The sequence below is a fragment of the Methylomonas sp. HW2-6 genome (assembly GCF_052474525.1).
Window position 1 is genome coordinate 1,968,612 of the sequence record NZ_CP184124.1, and the last position, 23,329, is coordinate 1,991,940.

Annotated in this window: 22 protein-coding genes; 15 read left to right on the forward strand and 7 right to left on the reverse strand. The window is 57.1% G+C overall.

The annotated features are described in order from the left end of the window. From ACH518_RS10180 to ACH518_RS10190, 3 genes are all read left to right on the forward strand, one after another. On the forward strand, positions 1-1,098 hold the full coding sequence (locus ACH518_RS10180) for an efflux RND transporter periplasmic adaptor subunit (RefSeq protein WP_445372809.1): 1,098 nt from the start codon (positions 1-3) through the stop codon (positions 1,096-1,098). Beyond that, positions 1,095-4,355 carry an efflux RND transporter permease subunit gene (locus ACH518_RS10185; RefSeq protein ID WP_445372810.1) on the forward strand — a complete coding sequence of 1,087 codons (3,261 nt, stop codon included), beginning with the start codon at positions 1,095-1,097 and terminating at the stop codon, positions 4,353-4,355. The genes ACH518_RS10180 and ACH518_RS10185 overlap by 4 nt, the downstream gene beginning before the upstream one ends. Before the next feature lie 104 nt (positions 4,356-4,459). Further along, entirely contained in the window at positions 4,460-5,017 is a 558-nt protein-coding gene (locus tag ACH518_RS10190; RefSeq protein ID WP_445372811.1) for a Uma2 family endonuclease, read from the forward strand. A gap of 23 nt (positions 5,018-5,040) precedes the next feature. On the opposite strand, the gene ACH518_RS10195 is transcribed toward ACH518_RS10190, so the two are convergent. From ACH518_RS10195 to ACH518_RS10205, 3 genes are all read right to left on the reverse strand, one after another. After that, positions 5,041-5,664, reverse strand: a complete 624-nt coding sequence (locus ACH518_RS10195; RefSeq protein ID WP_445372812.1) for a DUF4145 domain-containing protein — start codon at positions 5,662-5,664, stop codon at positions 5,041-5,043. Between the two features lie 226 nt (positions 5,665-5,890). Beyond that, a complete protein-coding gene (locus tag ACH518_RS10200; RefSeq protein ID WP_445372813.1) occupies positions 5,891-6,814 on the reverse strand; it encodes a DUF3616 domain-containing protein in 924 nt (307 codons plus the stop codon). Between the two features lie 56 nt (positions 6,815-6,870). Then, positions 6,871-8,457: a flavin monoamine oxidase family protein gene (locus ACH518_RS10205; RefSeq protein ID WP_445372814.1), complete on the reverse strand. Its 1,587-nt coding sequence runs from the start codon at positions 8,455-8,457 to the stop codon at positions 6,871-6,873. 174 nt (positions 8,458-8,631) lie between these two features. On the opposite strand from ACH518_RS10205, the gene ACH518_RS10210 reads away from it, so the two are divergent. Next, positions 8,632-9,438: an NAD(+)--dinitrogen-reductase ADP-D-ribosyltransferase gene (locus tag ACH518_RS10210; protein ID WP_445372815.1), complete on the forward strand. Its 807-nt coding sequence runs from the start codon at positions 8,632-8,634 to the stop codon at positions 9,436-9,438. Further along, the gene (gene draG / locus ACH518_RS10215) at positions 9,438-10,319 is read left to right on the forward strand and encodes an ADP-ribosyl-[dinitrogen reductase] hydrolase (protein ID WP_445372816.1); all 882 of its coding nucleotides are present in this window, start codon (positions 9,438-9,440) and stop codon (positions 10,317-10,319) included. Before ACH518_RS10210 ends, draG begins: the two co-directional genes overlap by 1 nt. Positions 10,320-10,371: 52 nt before the next feature. On the opposite strand, the gene ACH518_RS10220 is transcribed toward draG, so the two are convergent. After that, a complete protein-coding gene (locus ACH518_RS10220) occupies positions 10,372-10,824 on the reverse strand; it encodes a hypothetical protein (protein ID WP_445372817.1) in 453 nt (150 codons plus the stop codon). 181 nt (positions 10,825-11,005) lie between these two features. On the opposite strand from ACH518_RS10220, the gene ACH518_RS10225 reads away from it, so the two are divergent. From ACH518_RS10225 to ACH518_RS10270, 10 genes are all read left to right on the forward strand, one after another. Continuing rightward, positions 11,006-11,941, forward strand: coding sequence for a hypothetical protein (locus ACH518_RS10225; protein WP_140912801.1), 936 nt, complete (start codon positions 11,006-11,008; stop codon positions 11,939-11,941). A gap of 162 nt (positions 11,942-12,103) precedes the next feature. Then, positions 12,104-12,337 carry an acyl carrier protein gene (gene acpP / locus ACH518_RS10230; protein ID WP_013820083.1) on the forward strand — a complete coding sequence of 78 codons (234 nt, stop codon included), beginning with the start codon at positions 12,104-12,106 and terminating at the stop codon, positions 12,335-12,337. A gap of 95 nt (positions 12,338-12,432) precedes the next feature. After that, positions 12,433-13,677, forward strand: coding sequence for a beta-ketoacyl-ACP synthase II (gene fabF / locus ACH518_RS10235; RefSeq protein ID WP_140912800.1), 1,245 nt, complete (start codon positions 12,433-12,435; stop codon positions 13,675-13,677). A 27-nt stretch (positions 13,678-13,704) separates the two neighbouring features. Continuing rightward, complete coding sequence (gene pabC / locus ACH518_RS10240; protein WP_445372818.1) at positions 13,705-14,544, forward strand: aminodeoxychorismate lyase; 840 nt, start codon at positions 13,705-13,707, stop codon at positions 14,542-14,544. Beyond that, a complete protein-coding gene (mltG, locus tag ACH518_RS10245) occupies positions 14,529-15,518 on the forward strand; it encodes an endolytic transglycosylase MltG (protein ID WP_445372819.1) in 990 nt (329 codons plus the stop codon). The genes pabC and mltG overlap by 16 nt, the downstream gene beginning before the upstream one ends. Further along, entirely contained in the window at positions 15,515-16,141 is a 627-nt protein-coding gene (gene tmk, locus ACH518_RS10250) for a dTMP kinase (protein WP_445372820.1), read from the forward strand. Before mltG ends, tmk begins: the two co-directional genes overlap by 4 nt. Further along, positions 16,129-17,124: a DNA polymerase III subunit delta' gene (locus ACH518_RS10255; RefSeq protein ID WP_445372821.1), complete on the forward strand. Its 996-nt coding sequence runs from the start codon at positions 16,129-16,131 to the stop codon at positions 17,122-17,124. The genes tmk and ACH518_RS10255 overlap by 13 nt, the downstream gene beginning before the upstream one ends. 4 nt (positions 17,125-17,128) lie before the next feature. After that, a complete protein-coding gene (locus ACH518_RS10260) occupies positions 17,129-17,479 on the forward strand; it encodes a PilZ domain-containing protein (RefSeq protein WP_140912796.1) in 351 nt (116 codons plus the stop codon). 46 nt (positions 17,480-17,525) lie between these two features. After that, complete coding sequence (locus tag ACH518_RS10265; RefSeq protein WP_445372822.1) at positions 17,526-18,323, forward strand: TatD family hydrolase; 798 nt, start codon at positions 17,526-17,528, stop codon at positions 18,321-18,323. A 201-nt stretch (positions 18,324-18,524) separates the two neighbouring features. Continuing rightward, positions 18,525-19,658, forward strand: a complete 1,134-nt coding sequence (locus ACH518_RS10270; protein ID WP_445372823.1) for a methyltransferase — start codon at positions 18,525-18,527, stop codon at positions 19,656-19,658. A 5-nt stretch (positions 19,659-19,663) separates the two neighbouring features. Here the strand turns inward: ACH518_RS10270 and ACH518_RS10275 are convergent, their stop codons facing one another. The 3 genes from ACH518_RS10275 to dxs all read right to left on the reverse strand — a co-directional run bounded on the left by ACH518_RS10275 (position 19,664) and on the right by dxs (position 23,328). After that, on the reverse strand, positions 19,664-20,527 hold the full coding sequence (locus ACH518_RS10275; RefSeq protein ID WP_445372824.1) for a glycosyltransferase family 2 protein: 864 nt from the start codon (positions 20,525-20,527) through the stop codon (positions 19,664-19,666). Between the two features lie 71 nt (positions 20,528-20,598). After that, the gene (gene gloB, locus ACH518_RS10280; protein ID WP_445372825.1) at positions 20,599-21,366 is read right to left on the reverse strand and encodes a hydroxyacylglutathione hydrolase; all 768 of its coding nucleotides are present in this window, start codon (positions 21,364-21,366) and stop codon (positions 20,599-20,601) included. A gap of 99 nt (positions 21,367-21,465) precedes the next feature. Further along, positions 21,466-23,328, reverse strand: a complete 1,863-nt coding sequence (gene dxs / locus ACH518_RS10285) for a 1-deoxy-D-xylulose-5-phosphate synthase (RefSeq protein WP_445372826.1) — start codon at positions 23,326-23,328, stop codon at positions 21,466-21,468. Position 23,329 lies beyond the last annotated feature (1 nt).

The window sequence follows — 23,329 nt, forward strand, 5'->3', positions numbered from 1 at the left end:
ATGGCCCAACATCTTTCTCTTTCCGACAAACCAAAGTGGCTGATGCCGGTGGCGGCGATCGGCGGCTTGTTATTGGTCATTCTGCTGGCGCTTGGTGTTTTGGGCGGCGCAAGCAAGATTGAGCCCGGTACTACCGCGGTAGCGCCCCGCAGCGTTCCCGCCGATGCACCGACTGTGCGCTTGACCAGCCAGGCGGCCGCCGGCACTTCGGTGTGGCAGGGTACCGTGCGATCCCGGCTGGCGATAAAAATTGCGCCGAAGCTGAATGCCAGAATCCTGGAAATGCCGGCCCATCCCGGCGACCGTTTGAAAAAGGGCCAATTGCTCGCCAAATTGGACGACCGCGACTTGCAGGCCGCCTACAATGCCGCCAATGCCGCCTACGCCGCGGCCCAAGCCCAGGCGGCGCAGGCCGGCGCCGACGAGAAACGTATCGTCGATCTGTACCAAAAGCAGGCCGCCACCCGGCAAAATTACGACGCGGTCATGGCTCAGGCCAAAGCGGCGCGGGCCATGGCAAATCAGGCCGCCAGCGCCGCGCAGCAGAGCAAGGTCATGCTCGGCGAGAATCTGTTGTACGCGCCGTTCGACGGCGTGGTCGGTGAACGCTTCCAGGAGCCCGGCGACATGGCCGCGCCGAATCAGCCTTTGCTTAGTTTTCACCAACCCGACGATTTGCGGCTGGAAGCGGCGATAGCCAGTCAATGCGCCGCCCAGCTTGAACTGGGCGCGACGGTATCGGTCAGAATCGACGCCTTGCGGCAGACGTTGTCGGGCACGATAGACGAAATCGGCCCGGAGATCGATCCGCAAACCCTGACCCAACCAGTCAAAGTCAATTTGCCGAAAACATCAGGCCTGCAACACGGCCAGTTCGCCTGGCTGGAAACCAATTGCCAGGGTCCGCAAACCGTGTTGCTGGTGCCGGCCAGCGCCATCGTCCGATACGGCCAGTTGCAGGCGGTGCGCGTGGTCGAAGGCGGGCAATGGCAGATGCGGCATATCCGTAGCGGCAAACGTTACGGCGATCAATTGGAAGTGCTGTCCGGTTTGCGGGACGGCGAAACCATCTTGTTGCAAGGCGAGCTCGGGCAATGAATTCCAACGAAACCAAAAAAGACAGCCTGACGGTTGCCATCGTCCGGTTGTTTACCACTTCGCACCTGTCGTTGCTGTTTTTGCTGATCTCGTTATTGGCCGGCGCCGCGGCGCTGATGTTGACGCCGCGCGAGGAAGACCCGCAAATCGTGGTGCCGGTGATGGACGTGTTCGTGCAGGCGCCGGGCGCTTCGGCCGACGAAGTCGAAAAGCAGATCACGACGCCGCTGGAAGTGTTGCTGCGCCAGATCCAGGGTGTGGAATACGTCTATTCGGTATCGCGGCCCGGTCAGGCGGTGGTCACGGTGCGCTATTACGTCGGCGAGAACCTGGAAAACAGCCTGATCAAGACCCGGGATAAATTGCTGGCCAACCAGGACATCATTCCGCCCGGCGTCAGCGATTGGCTGGTCAAGCCGGTGGAAATCGACGACGTACCCATTTTATTGCTGAGCCTGTCGCCGCAGAACACCAACGTCGATGAAATGGGCTTGCGCCGTATCGCCGACGAATTGATCGAGCGCTTGCGAGCGGTAGATAACGTCGGCAAAAGCTGGGTGGTCGGCGCCGCGCCGCGGCGGATTTCGGTTTATCCCGATCCGGCCAAATTGCAGGCCGGCGGTATCGGTCTGGCCGATGTGCAACGCGCGTTGCAGCAGAACAACCTGAATCTGCAGGTAGGCCAAACCACCGCCAACGACCGCGAAATCGTCTTGGAAGCCGGACCCTACTACCAAAGCGCGGAGCAGGTCGGCAATACCGTAGTGGCCGGCGGCAACGGCCGCCTGCTGCATTTGCGCGACGTGGCTGAAGTGATCGACGGACCGGCCGACACTGATTACTACACCCGCATCGGCTTCGGCCCGGCCGTGGCGCAGATGCACACGCTCGGCGAGCCCGGTCGCTTGCCGCAGGCCGGCGAGGAACGGCCGTTGGCGACCATCGCCATCGCCAAACGCCGCGGCGCCAACGCCGTCAGCGTGGCCGAACAAGTGCTGGCGCTGACCGAAGAGCTGAAAGGCTCCTTGATTCCGGACGACGTGTTACTGACCGTGACCCGCAACTACGGCGAAACCGCCGACCATAAGGTCAACGAACTGGTCATGCATCTGGGCATCGCCATTTTGACCATCATCGTGTTGTTGGCCTTGTCGCTCGGTTTTAAGGAATCGCTGATCGTATCGCTGGCGGTGCCGATGACGTTTGCGATCACGCTGCTGTGCGATCTGATCTTCGGATACACGATCAACCGGGTGACCTTGTTTGCCTTGATCTTGTCGCTGGGTTTGTTGGTCGACGACCCTATCGTCGATGTCGAAAACATTCACCGCCATTACAAGCTGCGCAAAGAGCCGCCGTTGCAAGCCTTGCTCAGCGCGGTCGACGAGATCAGGCCGCCGACCATATTGGCGACGTTTGCGGTGATCATGTCCTTCGTGCCGATGTTTTTCATCACCGGCATGATGGGGCCGTACATGGCGCCGATGGCGTTTAACGTGCCGATCGCAATGCTGTTGTCGCTGGTGATTGCCTTCAGCGTTACGCCCTGGGCCAGTTACCGGTTATTGAAGGGCGATTACGGCAAAGACCACGGCCCGGCATTCGATTTGAAACAAAGCCGGGGATTCAGGATTTACCAAGCGATCCTGGCACCGCTGCTGGCGGACAAAGCCAAAGCTTGGTGGTTTTTGGCGGCGGTGATCGTGGCCTTCGTGTTGTCGGCCTTGATGGCGGTGACCCGAGTGGTGCCGCTTAAATTGCTGCCGTTCGACAACAAAAACGAGCTGCAACTGGTCATCGACATGCCCAAGGGTTCGTCGCTGGAAGCCACCGACCGCGTTGCCGCGGAGCTGGGCCGCTATCTGGCGACGGTCAACGAAATCAGCAGCTACCAAAGCTATGTCGGTTTGTCGTCGCCGATGGATTTCAACGGCATGGTCCGCCATTATTATTTGCGCCAGGGCGCCAATGTCGGCGACATCCGCATCGTGCTGGCCGATAAAACCCGCCGCGAGCAAGGCTCGCACGAAATCGCGCTGCGGATGCGGCCGGAGATCGACCGCATCGAAAAACAATTCGGCGCCAACATCAAGATCGTGGAAATGCCGCCGGGGCCGCCGGTTCTGTCCACCGTCGTCGCCGAAGTCTACGGCCCGCCGCAAGCCGATTATGCCGATATCATTAACGTGGCCAACCGGGTGCGGGCGGACATGCAGCAAACCGAGGGTGTGGTCGACGTCGACGATTTCGTCGAAGCCGATTACCACAAATGGCAGTTTCTGGTCGAACACGAAAAGGCCGCGGCGTTGGGCGTGACTGCCGCGCAAATCGCCCAAACCTTGCAGTTGGCGCTGGCCGGTGCCGATGTCGGATTACTACACATTGAGAACGAGCGGCAACCTCTGGCCATCAGGTTGCAATTGCCCCGCGCCGCGCGTTCGGCCGAAGCCGATCTGCTGGCTCTGTCGGTCAAAACCGCCAACGGCGTATTGGTGCATCTGAGCGAGTTGGGCTGGTTCGAGCGCCAGAGCGGGCAAAAGGCCATTTACCACAAGAACCTGCAACGCGTGGCTTACGTCACCGCGGAAATGGCCGGCCGCAGTCCGGTCGAGGCGATTCTGGATTTGTTCGACGTGTTCGAAGCCAAACCGCTGCCGGCCGGTTATAAAGCCGAAATGGCCGGCGAGGGCGAATGGAAAATTACCGTCGACGTGTTCCGCGATTTGGGCTTGGCTTTTGCCGCGGCGATGGTGATGATCTACATCTTGCTGGTCGGCCAGACCGGCTCTTTGGGAGTGCCGCTGATCATGATGATCGCGATTCCGCTGACCGTAATCGGCATCATGCCCGGTTTTTGGTTGATCAATCTGTTCGCCGGCGACGTCGGCGAATACGCCAGCCCGATCTATTTCACGGCCACGGCGATGATCGGCATGATCGCGCTGGCCGGCATCGTCGTGCGCAACTCGATCATCCTGATCGACTTCATCGAGAACATCTACCGCGGCAACCCGGAGATTTCGCTGGCCGACGCCATCGTCGAAGCCGGCGCCACCCGTTTGAACCCGATCTTTCTGACCGCTGCCTCTGCGGTATTGGGTTCGATGATGATCGTATTGGACCCGATCTTCTCCGGCCTGGCCTGGAGCTTTATCTTCGGCATCATCGCTTCCACCTTGTTTTCTTTGGTGGTGATTCCGCTGGTGTATTTCTTGATTAATCGGAATATGCCGAAACAAGTGCAGGTGGACGAGTAGTGGTTGGTAAAGGTAAAGGTTGTACAATCCCGGGCAAATATAAAATCGGGTTGGGCGATTGAAGCTGTCTCCAGTCGGCCTGTTAAATCGGATGAGGAGTTTTTATGTCGGTCCCGCTTGCAAAACCGCTGCGCATGACAGCGGAAGAGTATCTGGCAATGGAAATGTCCAGTCAGGTCAGGCACGAATACGTGGCCGGTGAAATCTTTGCGATGACGGGCGGCAGCGACAGCCATAACCTGATCGCCGGCAATCTGTACATTTTGTTTCGAGAGCACTTGCGCGGCACGTCTTGCCGGGTGTTCATGTCAGATCTGAAGCTAAAGGTCGAGGCCGCCGATGCATATCTTTATCCCGATTTGATGGTGACTTGCGAAACCGCTAAGGACAGCCATTTTCGGGAGGAGCCCAAATTGGTCGTCGAAGTGCTGTCCGATTCGACCGCCAAATACGACCGGGAGCACAAGCGCCGAATGTACCAAACCCTGGCAAGCCTGCAGGAATACGTGCTGGTGGCGCAAAGCTGCATGGACGTACGCATTTACCGGCGCACCGCCGAGGGCTGGGACATGGCCATTTACACCGACGGCGCCAAAATCCCGCTGCAATCCATCGAACTGGACATCCCGATAGATCGGATTTACGAATCGGTTTGGAATTGAAGCCAGTTGATGTCGCTGGTTAGTTATGCTTCATCGCGTTTTTCAATAGCTTCTCTGGCGCCCTCTGGCAGCGCCCCGTATAGAGCCTCAATATGTTTTGGCCTTGATATTCTGTCTTCTACAATTACATTGATAAGACGAAAAAGCGAATGTGCAATTTCAGGCGTATCGTCAATAATAATTTCCCCTGGATGTACCGCATTATTTCCAACTACCCTGCATATATCCAATGACTTCTGAATTAACGGAGGAAGTCCTGCTTTCACAAGATTGGCTATATCGCTATTGATATTTTTACCTGATTCACCCAGATGGACCATAAGTTTTTGAACGCATAAGCGCAGTAATGCAACAGCGCCTTTTGGAGATAAAGAAACTATTTCTCTAGCCTCCATATAGTCACTTCTACAATCTTCAGGTAAATCTGCGCTTGGCATTTCTACTGGACTTGTCCCCGGCACTATCAACTTCTGTCCATACCAGTATGCCGGCTCGCCACAATGACCACAAATAGATATAGAAGCCTTAGTATCGTAGCGGGAACCATGTAGACCGTATGTAAGTTTTGCCCATTGCTGATGGGCATAGACAGAGCATATGGGGCAGTGGAAGTCATTTGCTCCATACGATGGTGGGTAGTACTTCAAAATTCTCTCCTATCAGGTCTAACAGGCGATTCTATCGTTTCTTTACCTGCTCTCAATCCAGAATTATACACGTCCAATTTTTGCGTAAGCTGAACGGCAGAGTATTCGAAAGCCGTCCGCATCCAATATTCAGGGTGCGGGTGTGGTAGCACCTTGGGGCCAGAAGGCTCCAAAACTCAGCTCCTGAAACCTCGATCAATCCGAACGCGATAACCGTATTATTCCGTCAAAGTCTCACCGAAACACACTGGAACCCCTTCGTATCGCCATCGTCGCTCAACAATTCGACCCGATCCGTTTGTCCCGGAAAAAAGAACGCCGCTTCGACATTCAATTCGCCAAGGTCGGCGTCCAAACGCTTGGGCTTATGGGTTGGTTTGTTGCTATGCCACAGATACAGCCGATGCTTCTCGCTCCGGTCTTCGTTGGTATGGTAGGGCCCGGCGGCGATCAGGTATTCGTCGCCTTGGCGCCAGGCGATGTCGCGGATGCCGTAGCCGCCGAGGTCCAGGTCGATCGGGTCGCCGAATTTTGCGGCTTGGCCTTGCAGAAGGTTTAGCGGATTCAGCAGCGGTACGATCAGGGCCTTGCCGTCTTGTAGTCGGCCGTTTTTCTCGGTGCCGCCGGCCAGCGGATTGCGGAAACCGATCAGCAAACTTTGCTCCGGCGTGGCCGCCAAACCTTCGATACTGAGGCCGCCCAAGGCTTTGGGCGCGATGCCGACTGCCTTATCCAACCGATAGGGTTTAAACCGGCGGTCCAGGATCAGGTCGTCGATCAAGGTCCGATAAATTTGCCCATAACCTTGTCCGCTGAATTCGCCGACGGCGTTGCGCTGGATTTGCAGCGCGAACAGGCGGTGGCGGCTGGGGCGGCGTTCGCCGTCTTTGTTGGTGCTGTGCGAGCCGATCCAGAAATAAACGTCGCCGATCGCGGCGGCGCCTTCCAAATCGATTTCGCAGCCTTTGCCGTCTTCGATTTCGCCGGCAAACAATTCGGACAACGCGATGCGGGGCGGCAAGACTTGTTCATGGCTGCTGTCGAACACGCCGAGCAGGTTGCCTTCATCGTCGGCGACGACGAAATGGTTGGCGTCGATGGCAACGGCGCCGGAAACGTTGGTACAGCCGCGATAACGTTTTGGGTCCATAGCAAGTCTCGGAATGGGTTATGGGTAGGAAGCCGCTGCGGCAGGTCCTGGCGCGGTTACAGTTGTTTTATGACGTAGTCCGCCGCCAGCCGGCCGGTTTGGGCGCCGCCTTCCATGAAGCCGTAATAAGCATCGCTCAGATGTTCGCCGACGAACAGCAGCCGGTCGAACACCACTTGTTGCGCCGCAGCAGGATTGGCCTCGACCCAGAAATAGTCGGCAAATTCGCTGAGCTGACCAGGAGCGAAGTTGGCGTAGCCGCCGCCGGTGTAACGGCTGTTACCCCAGGCGCTGCGAATATTGGCGCCGTTGGCGGAAACGGTGGCGCCCGGTACGAATTGATCCAAGTCGGCGATGAAGCGGTCGGCTACGGCGTTGAAATTGGATGTGCGGTTGAATTGGCGGGCTTGGTCGCCGCCCAAAAAGAAATTCAAGGCGCCGTCCGCGCGCTGGGGTTGGCGCTGCGATTCGTCCCAAACTTCGGCGAAGCCGAGGTCGGTCCAGGCCGCCAGGCTAAAGCCGTTCGGCTGCTGCCAGAAGCGCCGGTCGAATCCGGCGATCAGCTTCTCGTTAACGCCCAGGCCGGTTTCGGCGATGAAGCGGCGGAACCGCGCCGGCAACGAAACGCGCAAATCGACGCGGCGCAAGGCCGGGAACGGCAGCGTGATAATGACGATGTCGGCTTCGGCTTGGCTTCGATCGGCAAACTGCAGCGCGTAGCGGCCGTTGTGCCGGTCGATACCGTGCAGGGCTGTGCCGAACCGGATTTGGCCGGCCAAGGTGGCGGCGAGCGCATCGGTAATCGACGCCGAGCCGCCCTGCACGGCAAAGGCTTCGTCGCTGTAACTGAGCAGTTCGACCGTTTGACCGTTTACGACCGGTAACAGAAACAACAACTGTAATGCCGAGGACTCGGTCGCTTCGACGCCGTATTCGGTCCGAATCGCGTTTTCCAGCAGGGCGCGGACATAGGGTTGGGGGATTTTATCGGCGTGGCGGTCGAGATAATCGGCGACCGAGAGTTGGTCGAATGCCGGGGCATAGGTATCCCAATCGCTGTCCAGCAAGCCGGCGTCGTCGTTAATCTGCCCGGCCAGATCGGCCAGGTCCAACGCGAGCTGCGCTTCGCTGTAAGCCTCGCCGTCGAAGAAGTAGGTTTCTTTCGGATAGGGCAGGCGATTGGCGTCTTTCAGTTTGTTGAACAGCGGAATATTGAAGGCTTTGGCCAGGGCGCGCATGTCGTGGTGATCGGTATTGATCAATTCCGCGCCTAAATCGACGGTCAAACCGCTATTGATGCTGGTCGAAAGCATACGGCCGCCGGGGCGGTTGCGGGCTTCGTAGACCGTTGCGGTTATGCCGGCCCGTTGCAAGCGATAGGCGGCGTTTAAACCTGCGATGCCGGCGCCAATAATTGCGACGCTTTGTCGCGGGCGGTTATTGCCGGCGCTGGCCGGTAAAGGCAGACTTTGGCCGAGCAGGCCGGCGATACCGGCCGCGACCGAGGTTTTGACGAAGCGGCGTCGATTCCAGCCAAGTTCGCTGCCCGCAGCCGGTGCCGGGCGCTGCTGAGTCTGGAGGTGTTGGCGGCGGGCCGCTTGTAAGGCCAATATCAGCCGGCGAAATGACAAAGAATGCGCCATGGTCGAACTCCCGATTGCTGTGCAACGATGGCGCATTGTGCTACCGGGCCGGCCAATTCGCAAACCGGGGTTGGTTGCCGGTGTGGCGATTGAGGCGTGATCCGTGCCGGTATGGCAAGCGCCGGGTATCGATGTCAGAATGCCGGTACCGCGAACCACCGCATCACTTAAGACATGCCCGACATCAGCCGTTACGGCCACAGCACCAATTTAATCGGCGTAGCGACCGCCTGCATTGCCAGCCAATTGTTCAACGACCATCCCAAGTCTTTGCATATTGCCGGTACCCGGGAGTCGGCGCCGGGGTTATTCGACCAATTGGCGCAACAAGCGACTTTGGCTGCTTGCGGCAGGGTGTTTCAGGATTATATGTGTGTGGTGTTTGGCTTCGAAACCGAACAGCGCTTGCGCGACGATGCTCAGGGCCGGCGGCGTTACCGTAACAGTTACCTGCGTTTGATCCAGGATTGGGGGATGGATTCCAACAATGCCCAGGGTGCGGTAATGAAGGGCTGGGTGGAAAGCCGCTTCGGTTTGTTTCCCAACTTTCATAAAACCCGGATTCGCAATTTCATCAGCAATGATTGGCTGACTTACATCGAAGAAAAGATGAGCAGCCGTTACCACAACAACTGTATCTATATGCAGTTGGATCTGGTTTACGAGTTTTGCCAGTGGGTGGTCGAGCGGTTTCAGGTGCCGGCCGCGACTCACAAAACCCTTTACCGGGGCGTGGACGCGTTGGAAGATTACGTCGTCAAGGAAGAGGGCCGGCACGACAAAATCGTCCGCTTCAACAGTATCGTCTCGTTTACCGATCGGCCCGGCATCGCCAGCGAATTCGGCGCCAATATTTTGGAAGTGCAAGTGCCGATGGTGAAGTTGGTGTTTTTTAACGAACTGCTGCCGCATCATGCCTTGCGCGGCGAAGCGGAATATCTGGCGATCGGCGGCGATTACCGGGTCAAGGTGTTGAGTTGATGAACGAACAGATTCTAGGGCGGGCGCTGGGGGCTTACCTGGGCTTTGCCTGCGGCGATGCCTTGGGGGCAACGGTCGAATTCATGTCGCCCAAACGGATTCAAAAGCATTACGGCGTGCACCGCGATATCGTCGGCGGCGGTTGGTTGGGTTTGGCGCCGGGCCAGGTGACCGACGACACCCAGATGTGTTTGGCTTTGGGGCAGGCGATCATCGACAACCAAGGCTGGAATTTGCTGGCGGTGGCGGAGAATTTTCTGGCCTGGCTGGAAAGCCGGCCGGTCGACGTCGGCAATACCTGCCGGCGCGGTATTCTCCGGTTTCGTGACCGGGGCGAACTGTCGGGCGAACCGCGCGACGACGAAGCCGGGAACGGCGCCTGCATGCGCAATCTGCCGGTGGTGTTGGCGACCTTGCAGCGGCCGGAACTGTTCGAGCAGTGGAGTTTGCAACAAAGCCGGATCACCCACCACCATGCCTTATCCGATGCGGCGACGTTGGCCTTGGGGAGGATGGCCGGGTTATTGATCGGCGGCCGTGACGAGGCCGCCTGCCGAGAGGTCGCCGCAGGCTTGATAGAACGTTACGCTGAATTCGGCTACAACCCTTATCCGGGACGAGCGTCGGGCTATATCGTCGATACCGCGCAGACCGTACTACACCATTTTTTCAACAGCGACAGTTTCGAATCCTGTCTGGTCGCCACCGTCAACCAAGGCGGCGACGCCGATACTACCGGGGCTTTGGCGGGGATGCTGGCCGGCGCCAAATACGGTGTCGATAATATTCCGCAGCGTTGGCTGTCGGCGCTGGATCCCGCCGTAACCGAACAGGTACGGCGACAGACCTTGGATTTACTGATGCTGGCTGACATCGTTTGACGGAAGCGTCGGTGGTCGCCAGAGCCTGTGCCGACCGTTTTCGCGGCAGTCTTCATTGCAGTTCGTTTGCCCGTTTTTCCTGTTCTTCCGCGTGGTTGCGGCCCCAGACTTCCATATACTCGGAGCCGTGGGTTTTCGATTCTTCCTCTAGCGCCCGGTATTCTTCCGCGCGGCGGCGGTGGAAATCCAACGCTTCTTGCCTCAGGCGCTGGTTTTCCAGGATTTGCATCTGGGTATTGATTTCCTGGGCGTTCCTGCGGTCCACGCCTTTCGCCATGTTGTCCAATTCCTGACGGCGGCGAGCGGCTTCTTGCGACTCCATTTGGCGATTGAGCTTTTTCTCTTCTGTATCGTTATCGATTTTGACCGCTTTGCCTTCTCCGGCACACGGCGATTGTTGGTAGACGACTTTGCCCACCACGGTGCATTTGTAAGCGGCGGCATTTGCAGCGGGTGGAATTGCCATAACGCAGGCAGCGGCGACGATGTATAACAAAGGCTTCATAAGTTTTTCCCGGAAAGAAATGCGATGAAATGCTACGGCGAATACGTTAGCGCGGTTTGATTAAGCAGTCATTAACGGTTTGGATCGGAGCGGCCAGACTTGTTCGGTGCGGCGGAGCCTTTCTGATCCGCCGCAATCGGCCTAGAATAACGGCCTGTCCCCAAACATCCAGCAGCTTGAAATGAAAGCACAGTCGTTTACTTTCGAACAAATTCACATCGAAGTCGCCCGCAACGCCTCGGACGATTTCAATCTGTTTCACGACAAGCATAAATGGTTGCAGATCACCCATAACCCGTTCAAGGGCCCGATCGTGTTGGGGTTTCAATTGAACACGCTAATCGAGCACCAAATGCGCCTGTATCGCGAGGTGCAGCACGAAGATCAGATCATCGCCGAGAAGCAGCTGCGGTTTAGCAACTACCAAATTACCTTCGTCAACGCGTTGCGTCCGCGCCAGGAAATGACGCTGGACATCAAGAAAACGCTGATCAACACCATACCGGAATTGACCTTGACCAACCGAGTGGCGATCAAATCGCTGGGTAAGACCATTCTGCTGGGCTACAAAAAGGAAACCAAATCGCCGCTATTTCTGGCGGATGTGGATTTGAGCGGTTTGCCCGATTTGAACGGCATCGCCGATAAAACCGTGGTGCCGGGCACGGATTTGTTCTTGAAACGGAAATGGATGAATAACGGCAACGTCAAAAACTTTTTGTCGGGATCGTTGGCCGAGCAATCGGATTATTTCGATGAATTGACCCATGTCGCGCATTATCCAGAAGTCTATCCGTGCAGTCTGACTTCCGGCGCTTTGCTGGAAAAAGCGCAGTTGGAGAACCATGATTTCAAACGCAATCCGATGGTGTATACCTCGCACGACATTTCGGTGGACCGCGTACACTTGGCCAGAGTCAAAAACAACGACAAACTGCATATTCTGGTGAAGCAATTGCCGGAATCGAAAGACAATACGCTGAACCAAACCAACATCATGCTGCGTACTTACGAGTGCTTTGGGGTGTTGGAAGACGGCGCGATTTTGTACCGGATCAAGCTGAATTTGGTGCCTTTGGAAGAAATTTTGAAAAATTTGCGCGGTAAGGCGGCATAGTGGCGCGGGCCGGCCTAATGTTGTGAAATTTTTGGAACATCAAGTATAATCCGCGAAGTCGTTAGGCTAGGCCAGTGACGAGATAGCAAATTCAATTAATACAACACTAAAGATAAGGTAAGTGCTTGCAGTCGGGCATTTGCATTGTTCGAGGAAAAACATATGAGTAATATCGAAGAACGAGTAAAAAAGATTGTCGCGGAACAATTAGGCGTAAAGGAAGAAATCGCAAACGATGCGTCTTTTGTCGACGATCTTGGTGCTGATTCTTTAGACACAGTTGAACTCGTCATGGCTCTGGAAGAAGAATTTGAATGCGAAATTCCGGACGAAGAAGCCGAAAAAATCACCACCGTCCAATTGGCTATCGATTACATCAACGCCAATCTGCAATAACAGCAAGTTGTTTCCAAACGCTAGTGGATGACGCCATCCACTAGCCGATATATCCCCCTTCTCTGGTTGTCTTCTTTATTTACCGGTAGTTTACTGTGAGCACACGTCGAGTTGTAATTACGGGCTTAGGCGCCGTTACGCCGTTAGCCAACAATGTTGCGGATACCTGGGACGGTATTGTCAATGGCAGAAGCGGCATTGGGCCGATCGATTCTTTTGATATTTCACCGTTTGCAACGACTTTTGGCGGCGTGATTCGAAATTTCAACATCGGCGACTACATTCCGGAGAAGGATGCCAAGCGGATGGACGGTTTCGTCCATTACGGTATTGCCGCCGGCTGCCAGGCGATTGAGGACTCCGGCATCGTCGTTACCGAAGAAAACGCCGAGCGCATCGGCATTGCGATCGGCGCCGGCATCGGCGGCATTACCGGAATCGAGGAATGCTATGCCACCTACGTGGCGGGTGGACCGCGCCGGATTTCGCCGTTTTTCGTCCCCGGCAATATTATCAACATGATCTCCGGCAACCTGTCGATCAAATACGGCATGAAAGGGCCGAATTTCGCGATCGTTACGGCTTGCTCAACCGGTACCCATAACATCGGCGATGCGGCGCGTCTGATCAAATACGGCGATGCCGACGTGATGGTCGCCGGCGGCGCCGAGCGTTGCACTACCTCGCCGACGGCGATGGGCGGCTTTGCTTCGGCGAAAGCGCTGTCGCGGCGTAACGACGATCCGCAGCGCGCCAGCCGGCCCTGGGACCGCGACCGTGACGGTTTCGTCCTCAGCGACGGCGCCGGTGTGATCGTGCTGGAAGAGCTGGAACACGCCAAGGCTCGCGGCGCCAAGATTTATGCGGAACTGGTCGGTTACGGCATGAGCGGCGACGCTTACCATATCACTTCGCCGTCCGAAGGTGGCGAAGGCGCCGCGCGCTGTATGCGTAACGCGATGCGCGACGCCAAAATCAACCCGGAACAGGTCGATTACATCAACGCCCACGGCACTTCGACGCCGGCCGGCGACGTTGGCGAAACCCACGCCATGAAAAAAGCATTGGGCGATCACGCCTACAAACTGGCGGTCAGTTCGACCAAATCGATGATCGGCCATCTGTTGGGAGCTGCCGGTGGTATCGAAGCGGTACTGACGGCGCTGGCGATCAAACACCAAATCGCGCCGCCGACCATTAATCTGGAAAACCAGGATCCCGATTGCGATCTGGATTACGTGCCCAACACGGCCAGAAACATGAAAATCGATCTGGCCATTTCCAATTCGTTCGGCTTCGGCGGCACCAACGGTTCGTTGGTTTTCAAGCGTTTCGAATAAGCGGTCCCGAACTAACAGTGTCCGGCTATGTATCTGTTGAATGGCGAACCCGGACACTACGTCGACGCTGCCGATCGCGGCTTTCAGTACGGTGACGGCCTGTTCGAAACCATCGAGGTTGTCGAGGGTAGGCCGCTGTTTCTCGATCGGCATCTGCGTCGATTGGCTCTCGGTTGTCAGCGCCTGCTGATTCCGGCTCCGGCAGTCGATTTGCTCGCGGCGGAGGCCGCCAAGCTGGCAAAGCAGGCCGAACGCGCGGTACTCAAAATCATCGTCACCCGCGGTTCCGGCGGTCGGGGTTATCGCCAACCTGAACCGATTCAGCCCACCCGATTACTTAGCCTGCATCCTTATCCCGATTACCCGGACATATTCCAAACCGACGGCATTCGCGCCCGTTTCTGTTGGCACCGCTTGTCGATCAATACTGCGCTCGCCGGCATCAAACACTTGAATCGATTGGAGCAAATTCTGGCTCGAGCAGAATGGCGCGACGACGATATTCAGGAAGGCTTGATGCTGGATAGCGAAGATCGCGTGGTTGAGGGTGTGATGAGCAATCTATTTGCCGTCAAGGCCGGCCAGTTGTATACGCCGAGCTTGGCCGGTTGCGGCGTGGCCGGGATCATCCGGGAGTTGGTGATCGGTTTTGCTCGCGATATCGGTGTCCAGTTGCATGAAATTCCGCTTGACCCAGTCGACGTATTGGCAGCGGAGGAATTGTTCGTGACCAATTCGGTGATCGGCATTTGGCCGATCAAGCGGTTGGAGCAACGCGTACTGGCGGCCGGACCGTTGACCCGGCGAATGCAGGACTTATTGAATCAGGCCAGAGCGGCGGAGGTGCAAGGGTGTTCCGTAGCATAGTCGCCTTCACCTTACTGATGGTTCTGGGCTTGGTATCGATCTGGGCCGGCATGCACTATCACATCATCGAGAAAAAGCCGATTGTGATCGGCGAGACGGTCATCGAAATCAAGAAGGGCGATACCCTGGAAACGGTGATCAAAACCTTGCGCAATCAACGGGTGATGGTGAATCGGTTTTGGTTCAAACTGTTTGCCTACCGCAAGCAGCTGGACCGCACCTTGAAAGTCGGCGAATATGTGCTGGCCAAGGGCGCCACTGCTGCCGACGTATTGCAACAACTTACCGAAGGCCGCACCCGGCAATATTCGATTACGTTTCCGGAGGGTTGGACGTTCAAGCAGATGTTCCAGGCCATTAAGGATAATCCGAATTTACAGCATACCTTGAGCGACAAGGAGCTGAAGGACTTGATGGCGAAAATCGGTTCCGACAAGAATCACCCGGAAGGCCTGTTTTTTCCCGACACCTATTTTTTCGAAAAAAATACCTCGGACGTGGATTTGCTGAAACGAGCGCATGACCGGATGCAGGCCGTGCTGCGCGAGGAATGGCGCAAGCGCGATCGAAACGTGCCGCTGGACGATCCTTACCAAGCGCTGATTCTGGCGTCGATTGTCGAGAAAGAAACCGGTGCCGGCGAAGAACGGCGCCAAATCGCCGGCGTATTCGCCCGCCGCTTGAAGAAGGGGATGCTATTGCAAACCGATCCGACCGTGATTTACGGCATGGGCGATGATTACCACGGCGATATTCGCCATAAGGACTTGCGCGAGCCGACGCCTTACAACACTTACGTGATCGAAGGACTGCCGCCGACGCCGATCGCAATGCCCGGCAAACAGTCGATTGCCGCCGCTTTGCACCCTGACGACGGCGATGCTTTGTTTTTCGTCGCCCGCGGCAATGGCCGCCACGCCTTTTCGGCAACCCTGGCCGAGCACGAAAAGTACGTGGACCGTTACCAACGATGAAGCTCGGCAGATTCATCACCTTGGAAGGCGGCGAAGGCGTCGGCAAGTCCACCAATTTGCAATTCATCCGCCAATGTCTGGCCGAGCGCAATATTCCGCTGCTGGTTACCCGTGAGCCGGGCGGTACGCCGATTGCCGAGAAGATTCGTGCCATTCTGTTGGACCATAGCGAGGAAGCGTTGAGCGAACAGGCGGAGCTGCTGTTGGTATTCGCAGCAAGGTCCCAGCACATCCGCCACGTGATCCAGCCGGCCTTGCAACGCGGACAGTGGGTGGTTTGCGATCGCTTCACCGATGCGACATACGCCTACCAAGGCGCCGGGCGCAATATGGACCCGGCTGCAATTGCCTGGTTGGAGCGAATGGTTCAGGGCGGACTGCGCCCGGACTTGACCTTCGTACTCGACGCGCCGGTCGAGACCGGATTGCAGCGGGCCAAACGCCGCGGCGAACTGGACCGTTTCGAAACCGAACAAGGGGATTTTTTCGAACGTATTCGCCAAAGCTATTTGCAGCGTGCCGCCGACGATCCAGCGCGGTACAGAGTCGTCGATGCGGCGTTGCCGTTGTCGCAAGTTCAGGCCCGTCTGCTGGCCGAGCTGGAAATGTTATGGGTAAGCTGACGCTTTACCCGTGGCAGGAGCAACACTGGCATCGGCTGCGAAGTTATATTCAGCAGAATAGAATTCCGCAAGCCCTGCTGTTTTCCGGCCCGGCTGGACAGGGCCGTCGCCATCTGGCCGAATATTACGCCCGTGCCTTGCTATGTCATGCGCTGCAAGACGAAGGTACACCCTGCGGCGCTTGCTCTGCCTGCAAATTATTCGACGGTGGTACTCATCCGGACTTCATCGCGGTCGAGCCCGACGAACCCGGCAAGGCCATCGGTATCGATAAAGTCAGGCAGTTAATCGGCAAACTGGCGTTGAAGCCACAGTACCATGTATACCGGGTCGCGATATTTCAGCCGGCCGATGCGCTGAACACGGCGTCGGCGAACGCGTTTCTGAAATGTCTGGAAGAGCCCGGCGAACGCACCTGTTTGTTGTTGATCAGCGAGCAGCCGGCCCGTCTGCCGGCGACGATACGCAGTCGCTGTCAGAAGATCGTCTGCGAAATACCGGAGCGCGATGCGGCCTTACGCTGGCTGCACGGTGCGGGAGTGCGGGAGCAGGCGGAGCTGCTGCTGGATTTGGCCGGCGGGGCGCCGCTACTGGCCAAGCAATATGCCGAAACCGGCATTGCGGCGCTACGGCAAGAATATTTTCAGGCTTGGCTGCAAATTGGCGAGGGCAAGGCCGATTGGCTAGCCGTCGCCGAGCGCTGGCACAAGCAGGAACAAATCGAGTTGAATGTGGTTTTGGCCTGGCTGGCTGGCTGGCTGGCCGATATCGTCAAATGCGCCTATCGGGCCGATTCGGCGCATTTGACCAATCCCGATCTGAAAAACAGCTTGCAAGGCGTTGCCGAGCGGCTAGAATTGCAGCGAGTTTACCGATTCTACGACCGTGTGCTGACGGCGAAAGCGCAGTTGGCGACGCAATTGAATCAACAACTGATGCTAGAACAACTGTTAATCGACTGGTCTCAACTTAACCCACACTGACATTATGGCGGAAGCAGCCCCCCGGCAAGGTATCCTGTCGCTATCGATCAAGGATAAAAACGCGCTTTATGCGGCTTATATGCCGTTCGTCAAAAACGGCGGTCTGTTCATCCCGACCAAGCGTGAATACGAAATGGGCGAGGAAGTGTTTATGTTGTTGAATTTAATGGAAGAGACCGAGCGCTTGCCGATCGCCGGCAAAATTATCTGGAAGACGCCCAACGGTGCCGAAGGTTACCGTGCCGCCGGTATTGGCGTCCAATTCAGCGACCAGGACGGCGGTGCGGCGCGCAATAAAATCGAAACCTATCTGGCCGGTGCGCTGGAGTCGGACCGCTCCACCCACACCATGTAATCCTGACCGGGCGGTTGCCGCTCGGCACTAACGTTTCCCAAGCTTCATGTTCATCGATTCCCACTGCCATCTCGACCGTATTGACTTGGCGCCTTATGCCGACGATTTCGACGTTTTTGTCCGCGCGGCCCGGACAGCCGGCATCCAGCATATGCTTTGCATTGCCATCGATCTGGAGTCCTATCCGGCGATGTTGGCGCAAACCGCGCCATATCCGGATATCTCGCTGTCGGTGGGCGTGCATCCGAATGTCACCGATGGTCGCGAGCCTGACATCGACGAATTGCTGGGATTGGCGGCAAATGACAAGGTGATTGCGATCGGCGAAACCGGCCTGGATTATTTTCATAGTAAGGGCGATCTGGAGTGGCAATTTCGGCGTTTTCGCAACCATATCGCGGTGGCCAAGCAGTTGCACAAGCCCTTGATCATTCATACTCGGGAGGCCGGGCAGGATGCTTTGGACGTGTTGCAGGCGGAGGGCGCCGATACGGTGGGCGGCGTGATTCATTGCTTTACCGAGGACTGGGCCTACGCCCAACGCGCTGTCGATTTGAACTTTTACGTGTCGTTCTCCGGCATCGTTACGTTCAAAAATGCCGCAGCGATCCAAGATGTGGCGCGTAGAATTCCGGCCGACCGCTTCCTGATCGAAACCGATTCGCCTTATCTGGCGCCGGTGCCTTACCGCGGCAAACCCAACTATCCGACCTACGTGCGCCACGTAGCCGAATATATTGCCGAATTGCGCGGCACCTCGGTCGAAGCGGTGGCGAAGCAATCCAGCGAAAATTTTTACCGGTTGTTCGGGCTTGAAGCCGGACTCTGCAATTTGGCCGCGTAAAAAAATGCGGTAGCACCGGATACGGCGCTACCGCACAAAGAGGTGGGGTATAACTCTCATTTTCCCGAAGGACGCATACAAGAGTTGCTATCAGTGTACTGGAGCATTCTAACGTTGAAAATGTGGCAATTTGCCGCGTGACAATTTGTCGCTGACTTCGATCCAGGCTCTACGTCTCCCATTTTCCGAACTTGATCACCGATGGAACAGCAATTCAGCGTCCCGCAGGGCTGTTTTCGGCTAACGCGCCAACCCCACCGAAAAAACGAATTGTTGCAGGCCTGGGATGCGGCCGACGACTATGTGCTGCATCATCTGGCCGAAACCGAAGTGCTTGCCGGTCAGAGTGTTGTCATCCTGAACGATAACTTCGGGGCGCTGGCCGTGGCGTTGAGCGAATTTCGACCGACGGCCATTTCCGACTCCTGGTTATCGCAGCAGGCGACGCGCGAAAATTTGGCCGCGAACGCGATAGCGGCCGACCGGGTGTTGCTGTTGGACAGTCTGTCATTGCCGTCGCCACCGATCGATCTGTTGCTCATCAAGATTCCGAAGACTTTGGCTTTGCTGGAATACCAGTTGCATAGACTCAGGCCGTTGTTGCAGCCGAATAGCCGCGTCGTTGCGGCGGGCATGGTCAAGGCTTTACCGGCCAATGCCTGGAAGCTGTTGGAACGGCTGGTCGGCCCGACCGTACCGTCGTTGGCCAGAAAAAAGGCCAGGCTGATTTTCACCAGCCTCGACCCGAATATCCGCTTGCCGCAAAATCCCTACCCCAGTTACTACCGCCTGGCGGCCGACGAGCCGCCGCTTTGCAACCATGCCAATGTGTTTTCCCGGGAAAGTTTGGATATCGGTGCCCGCTTTCTGTTGCAACATCTCCCGGACCAGCCCGGCTATCGAGACTACATCGATCTGGGATGCGGCAACGGCGTGATCGGCTTGCGCCTTGCCGAATCGAATCCGGCAGCCAATATCATGTTTGTCGACGAATCGTTCATGGCTATCGCCTCGGCAACGGAAAATTTTCGCAGCCGGTTCGGCGATGCGCCGCGGGCGAAGTTCGTCGTCGGCGATTGCCTGAGCGGTTTTGCGCCGGCCAGTGCCGATTGCATCGTCTGCAATCCGCCGTTTCATCAACAGCACGCGATCGGCGACCATATCGCCTGGCGCATGTTTCAACAGGCGCATGCGGTGTTACGGCCCGGCGGCGAGTTGCGGGTGATCGGAAACCGCCACCTCAACTACCATATCACGCTGAAAAAACTGTTCGGCCGCTGCCGGCAAGTGGCGGCGAATGCCAAGTTCGTCATTTTCAGTTGTGAAAAGGCTTGATCCGGCTATTCGATGTTTTTGTAATGCAGAGACGAGATTTGCTCAGAGACGATGCCGATCAGGAAAGTGACGATGGCGGATAGGAATAGCACGGCGCTCATGTTGGTGAAACGAGCTTCAGTGATATAGGTGTAGGCGTAATAACCCAAGCCGACGCCGAAAATCGACATGCTGATCGGCAGGAACAACCGCATCGGCGAGAACAGTACGCCGATACGCAGAATGATGATAAAGAAACGTAAGCCGTCGTGTAGCAGGCGAATGTGGCTCTTGCCGCTACGTTTGCCGGCATGGATCGGGACGTAGGCCACCGGAAATCCGGAGCGGAAAAACGCCATGGTACTGGTGGTCGGATAGGAAAATCCGTTCGGTAGCAGGTAAAGGAATTTACGGAATTTGTCGGCGCGCGCGGCGCGAAAGCCGGAGGTCAGGTCGTCGATCCGGTGGCCGGTCATCAATGACGCCAGCTTATTGTAGAACCTATTAGCAATGCGCCTGAACCACGAAGCATGGCTGCGGGCGTTTCTGGCGCCGACTGCCATGTCGTAGCCTTCATTTATTTTTGCCAATAACGCGGCAATATCGTGCGGGTCGTGTTGGCCGTCGGCGTCCATGAACACCAGAACTTCGCCCTTCGCTTGTCTGGCCCCGGTTTTGATCGACGCGCCGTTACCCATGCAATAGGGGTGGCGGATCACCTTGACTCCGGCGTCGTTGGCAATGGCTCCGGTGTCGTCGCTGGAACCGTCGTCGACCACTAAAATTTCGGCCTGCGGGTACAACTCCAGCAATTTCGGCAGAAAAGCCGGCAGATTTGCCGCTTCGTTCTTGGCGGGCAGGACAATACTCAGCGACTCAGGTGTTTTCATCGAGCGGTCAATTTACGGTGGAAACCACCGTGCAGTTTAGCAGACTTCGCCAGTACCGGCTGCCGCGGGCTTTAGCGAAACAGGTCCTTCTGCCGGCGTATCGCAGTAAAAACCGCCAATGCCGAAGCCGTCGGCAGGGCGAGGTTTTGCCGGATCTCCGAGCTGTGCTCGCGCAGAAACGGATTGGTCGCCAATTCCCGGCCGATAGTGGAGGGCAGGCTGGGAGCGTTGCTGCGCCGGAGTTGGCAGACCTCGGCGTAACGCTGTTGCAATAGCGGATTGCCGGGTTCCAGCGTCAAGGCGAAGCGGGCGTTGGCTTCGGTATATTCGTGCGCACAATAGATCTTGGTCTCGGCCGGGAGTGCCTTCAGTTTTTGCAGCGATTGCCACATTTGTTCGGGGCTGCCTTCGAACAGGCGGCCGCAACCCAATGAAAACAAAGTATCGCCGCAAAACAAGGCGTTACTGCCGGCGCTGTAGTAGACGATATGACCAATGGTGTGGCCCGGCGTATCGATGGCTGCCAGTGTTTCGCCGCCGAGTGCTATCCGGTCGCCATCGCCTAGCGCGATGTCGATGCCCGGAATTCTGGAATGGTCGGACTTGGCGCCGACGATCTTGCAACCGGTTGCGGCTTTCAGTTCCAGATTGGCGCCAATATGGTCGTTGTGGTGGTGGGTATTGAAAATGTAATTCAGTGCCAAACCGCGCCGTTGCAGTTCGGCCATGACCGGGGCCGATGTTGCCGGGTCCACCACTGCAGTTAGGCCGCTATCCGGTTCCTGCAACAGGTAGATATAGTTGTCGGTCAGGGCCGGAATGATGCTGATATCTAACATAACGGACAGCGGCTTTACCTATCGCCGGTTACGATCGCTACTGCCTCCGCCATGGCGGGCTGGTACGAGGATTCAAGATACCCCGCCAGCACGTGCTGCCTAAGCGCAAAAAGCTTCGATCTGCTGGTGGATGCCGTTGGCATCGAGCCGGCACAGGCTGAGCAATTCCTCGCGGGAACCCTGCTCGACGAAGCGGTCGGGCAGGCCGATGTTCAACACCGGCATCAGAATCTTTTGCTGTTGCAGGAATTGCAGTACCGCACTGCCGGCGCCGCCGGCAATGACGTTTTCCTCGACCGTGACGAACACGTCGTGGCTTTTGGCCAACTGCAGGATCAAGTCTTCGTCGATCGGTTTCACAAAGCGCATGTTCGCCACCGTGGCGCCCAGTTGCTTGCCGGCTTCGACGGCGGGCGTCACCATCGCCCCCCAGGCCAGAATCGCAATCCGCCCGCCCTGGTGGCGGATTTCACCCTTGCCGATTTCCAGCGTGCTGAGTTCCGGGTTGACCGCCGCACCGGGACCCTTGCCGCGCGGATAACGCACCGCGGCCGGGCCGTGGTGGTGGAAGCCGGTGGTCAGCATCTGCCTGCATTCGTTCTCGTCGGCCGGGGCCATCACCAGCAGATTGGGGATACAGCGCATATAGCTGTAATCGAAGGCGCCGGCATGGGTCGGGCCGTCCGGTCCCACCAGACCGGCTCTATCCAGCGCAAACAGTACATCCAGGTTCTGCAAAGCCACGTCGTGAATCAACTGATCGTAACCGCGTTGCAAAAAGGTCGAATAAATCGCCACCACCGGCTTGGCACCCTGGCAAGCCTGACCGGCGGCCAAGGTCACCGCGTGCTGCTCGGCAATCGCCACGTCGAAATAACGCTTCGGAAATTTCTGCGAAAACTCGACCAAGCCCGAACCTTCGCGCATCGCCGGGGTGATACCCAACAGCCGCTCGTCTTGCGCCGCCATATCGCACAACCAACGGCCGAACACCTCGGTATAGGTCGGATGCGGCGACGGTGCCGCCTTCGGCAGAAAATCCTGGGTCGGGTCGAAGGCCGGCACGCCGTGATAGGCCAGCGGATCCTTCTCGGCCGGGGCATAGCCCTTGCCCTTCTTGGTCACCACATGCAGGAACACCGGCCCGGTCAAATCCTTCAGATTCTCCAGGGTCGACACCAGCATCTCCAGATCGTGACCGTCGATCGGCCCGAAATAATTGAAACCCAGTTCCTCGAACAAAGTACCCGGCACGATCATGCCTTTGACATGTTCTTCCGCTTTCCGCGCCAACTCCCAAACACTGGGCATACTGGACAACGCCTTCTTGCTTTCCTTCTTGACCGACGAATAAAACTTGCTGGATAAAATCTTGGTCAGGTAATTATTCATTGCCCCGACCGGCGGCGAGATCGACATCTCGTTATCGTTCAGAATCACCAACAGATTGGCATTGACGTCGCCGGCATGGTTCATCGCCTCGAACGCCATGCCGCCGGTGATCGAACCGTCGCCGATGATCGCCACCATCTTCTTGTCCTCACCGCGCAACTGCGAGGCGATCGCCATACCCAGCGCCGCACTGATCGAGGTCGAGGAATGGCCGACGCCAAACGCGTCGTACTCGCTCTCGTCGCGCGACGGAAACGCCGATACCCCGCCCAGCGTGCGAATCGTCGTCATCCGATCCTTGCGGCCGGTCAGAATCTTGTGCGGATAAGCCTGATGGCCCACATCCCACACCAACTGGTCCACCGGGGTATCGAACACATAATGCAAGGCCACGGTCAGTTCCACCGTACCCAGGCCCGCGGCGAAATGGCCGCCGGAAATGCTGACCGTGTGCGTCAAATACGAACGCACCTCATCGGCCAACTGCGGCAGTTGCTCTTTCTTCAGGGCACGGATGTCGGTCGGGCCGGCGATGGTGTTCAGCAGAGGAAATTCTTGAGTCTGTTTCATA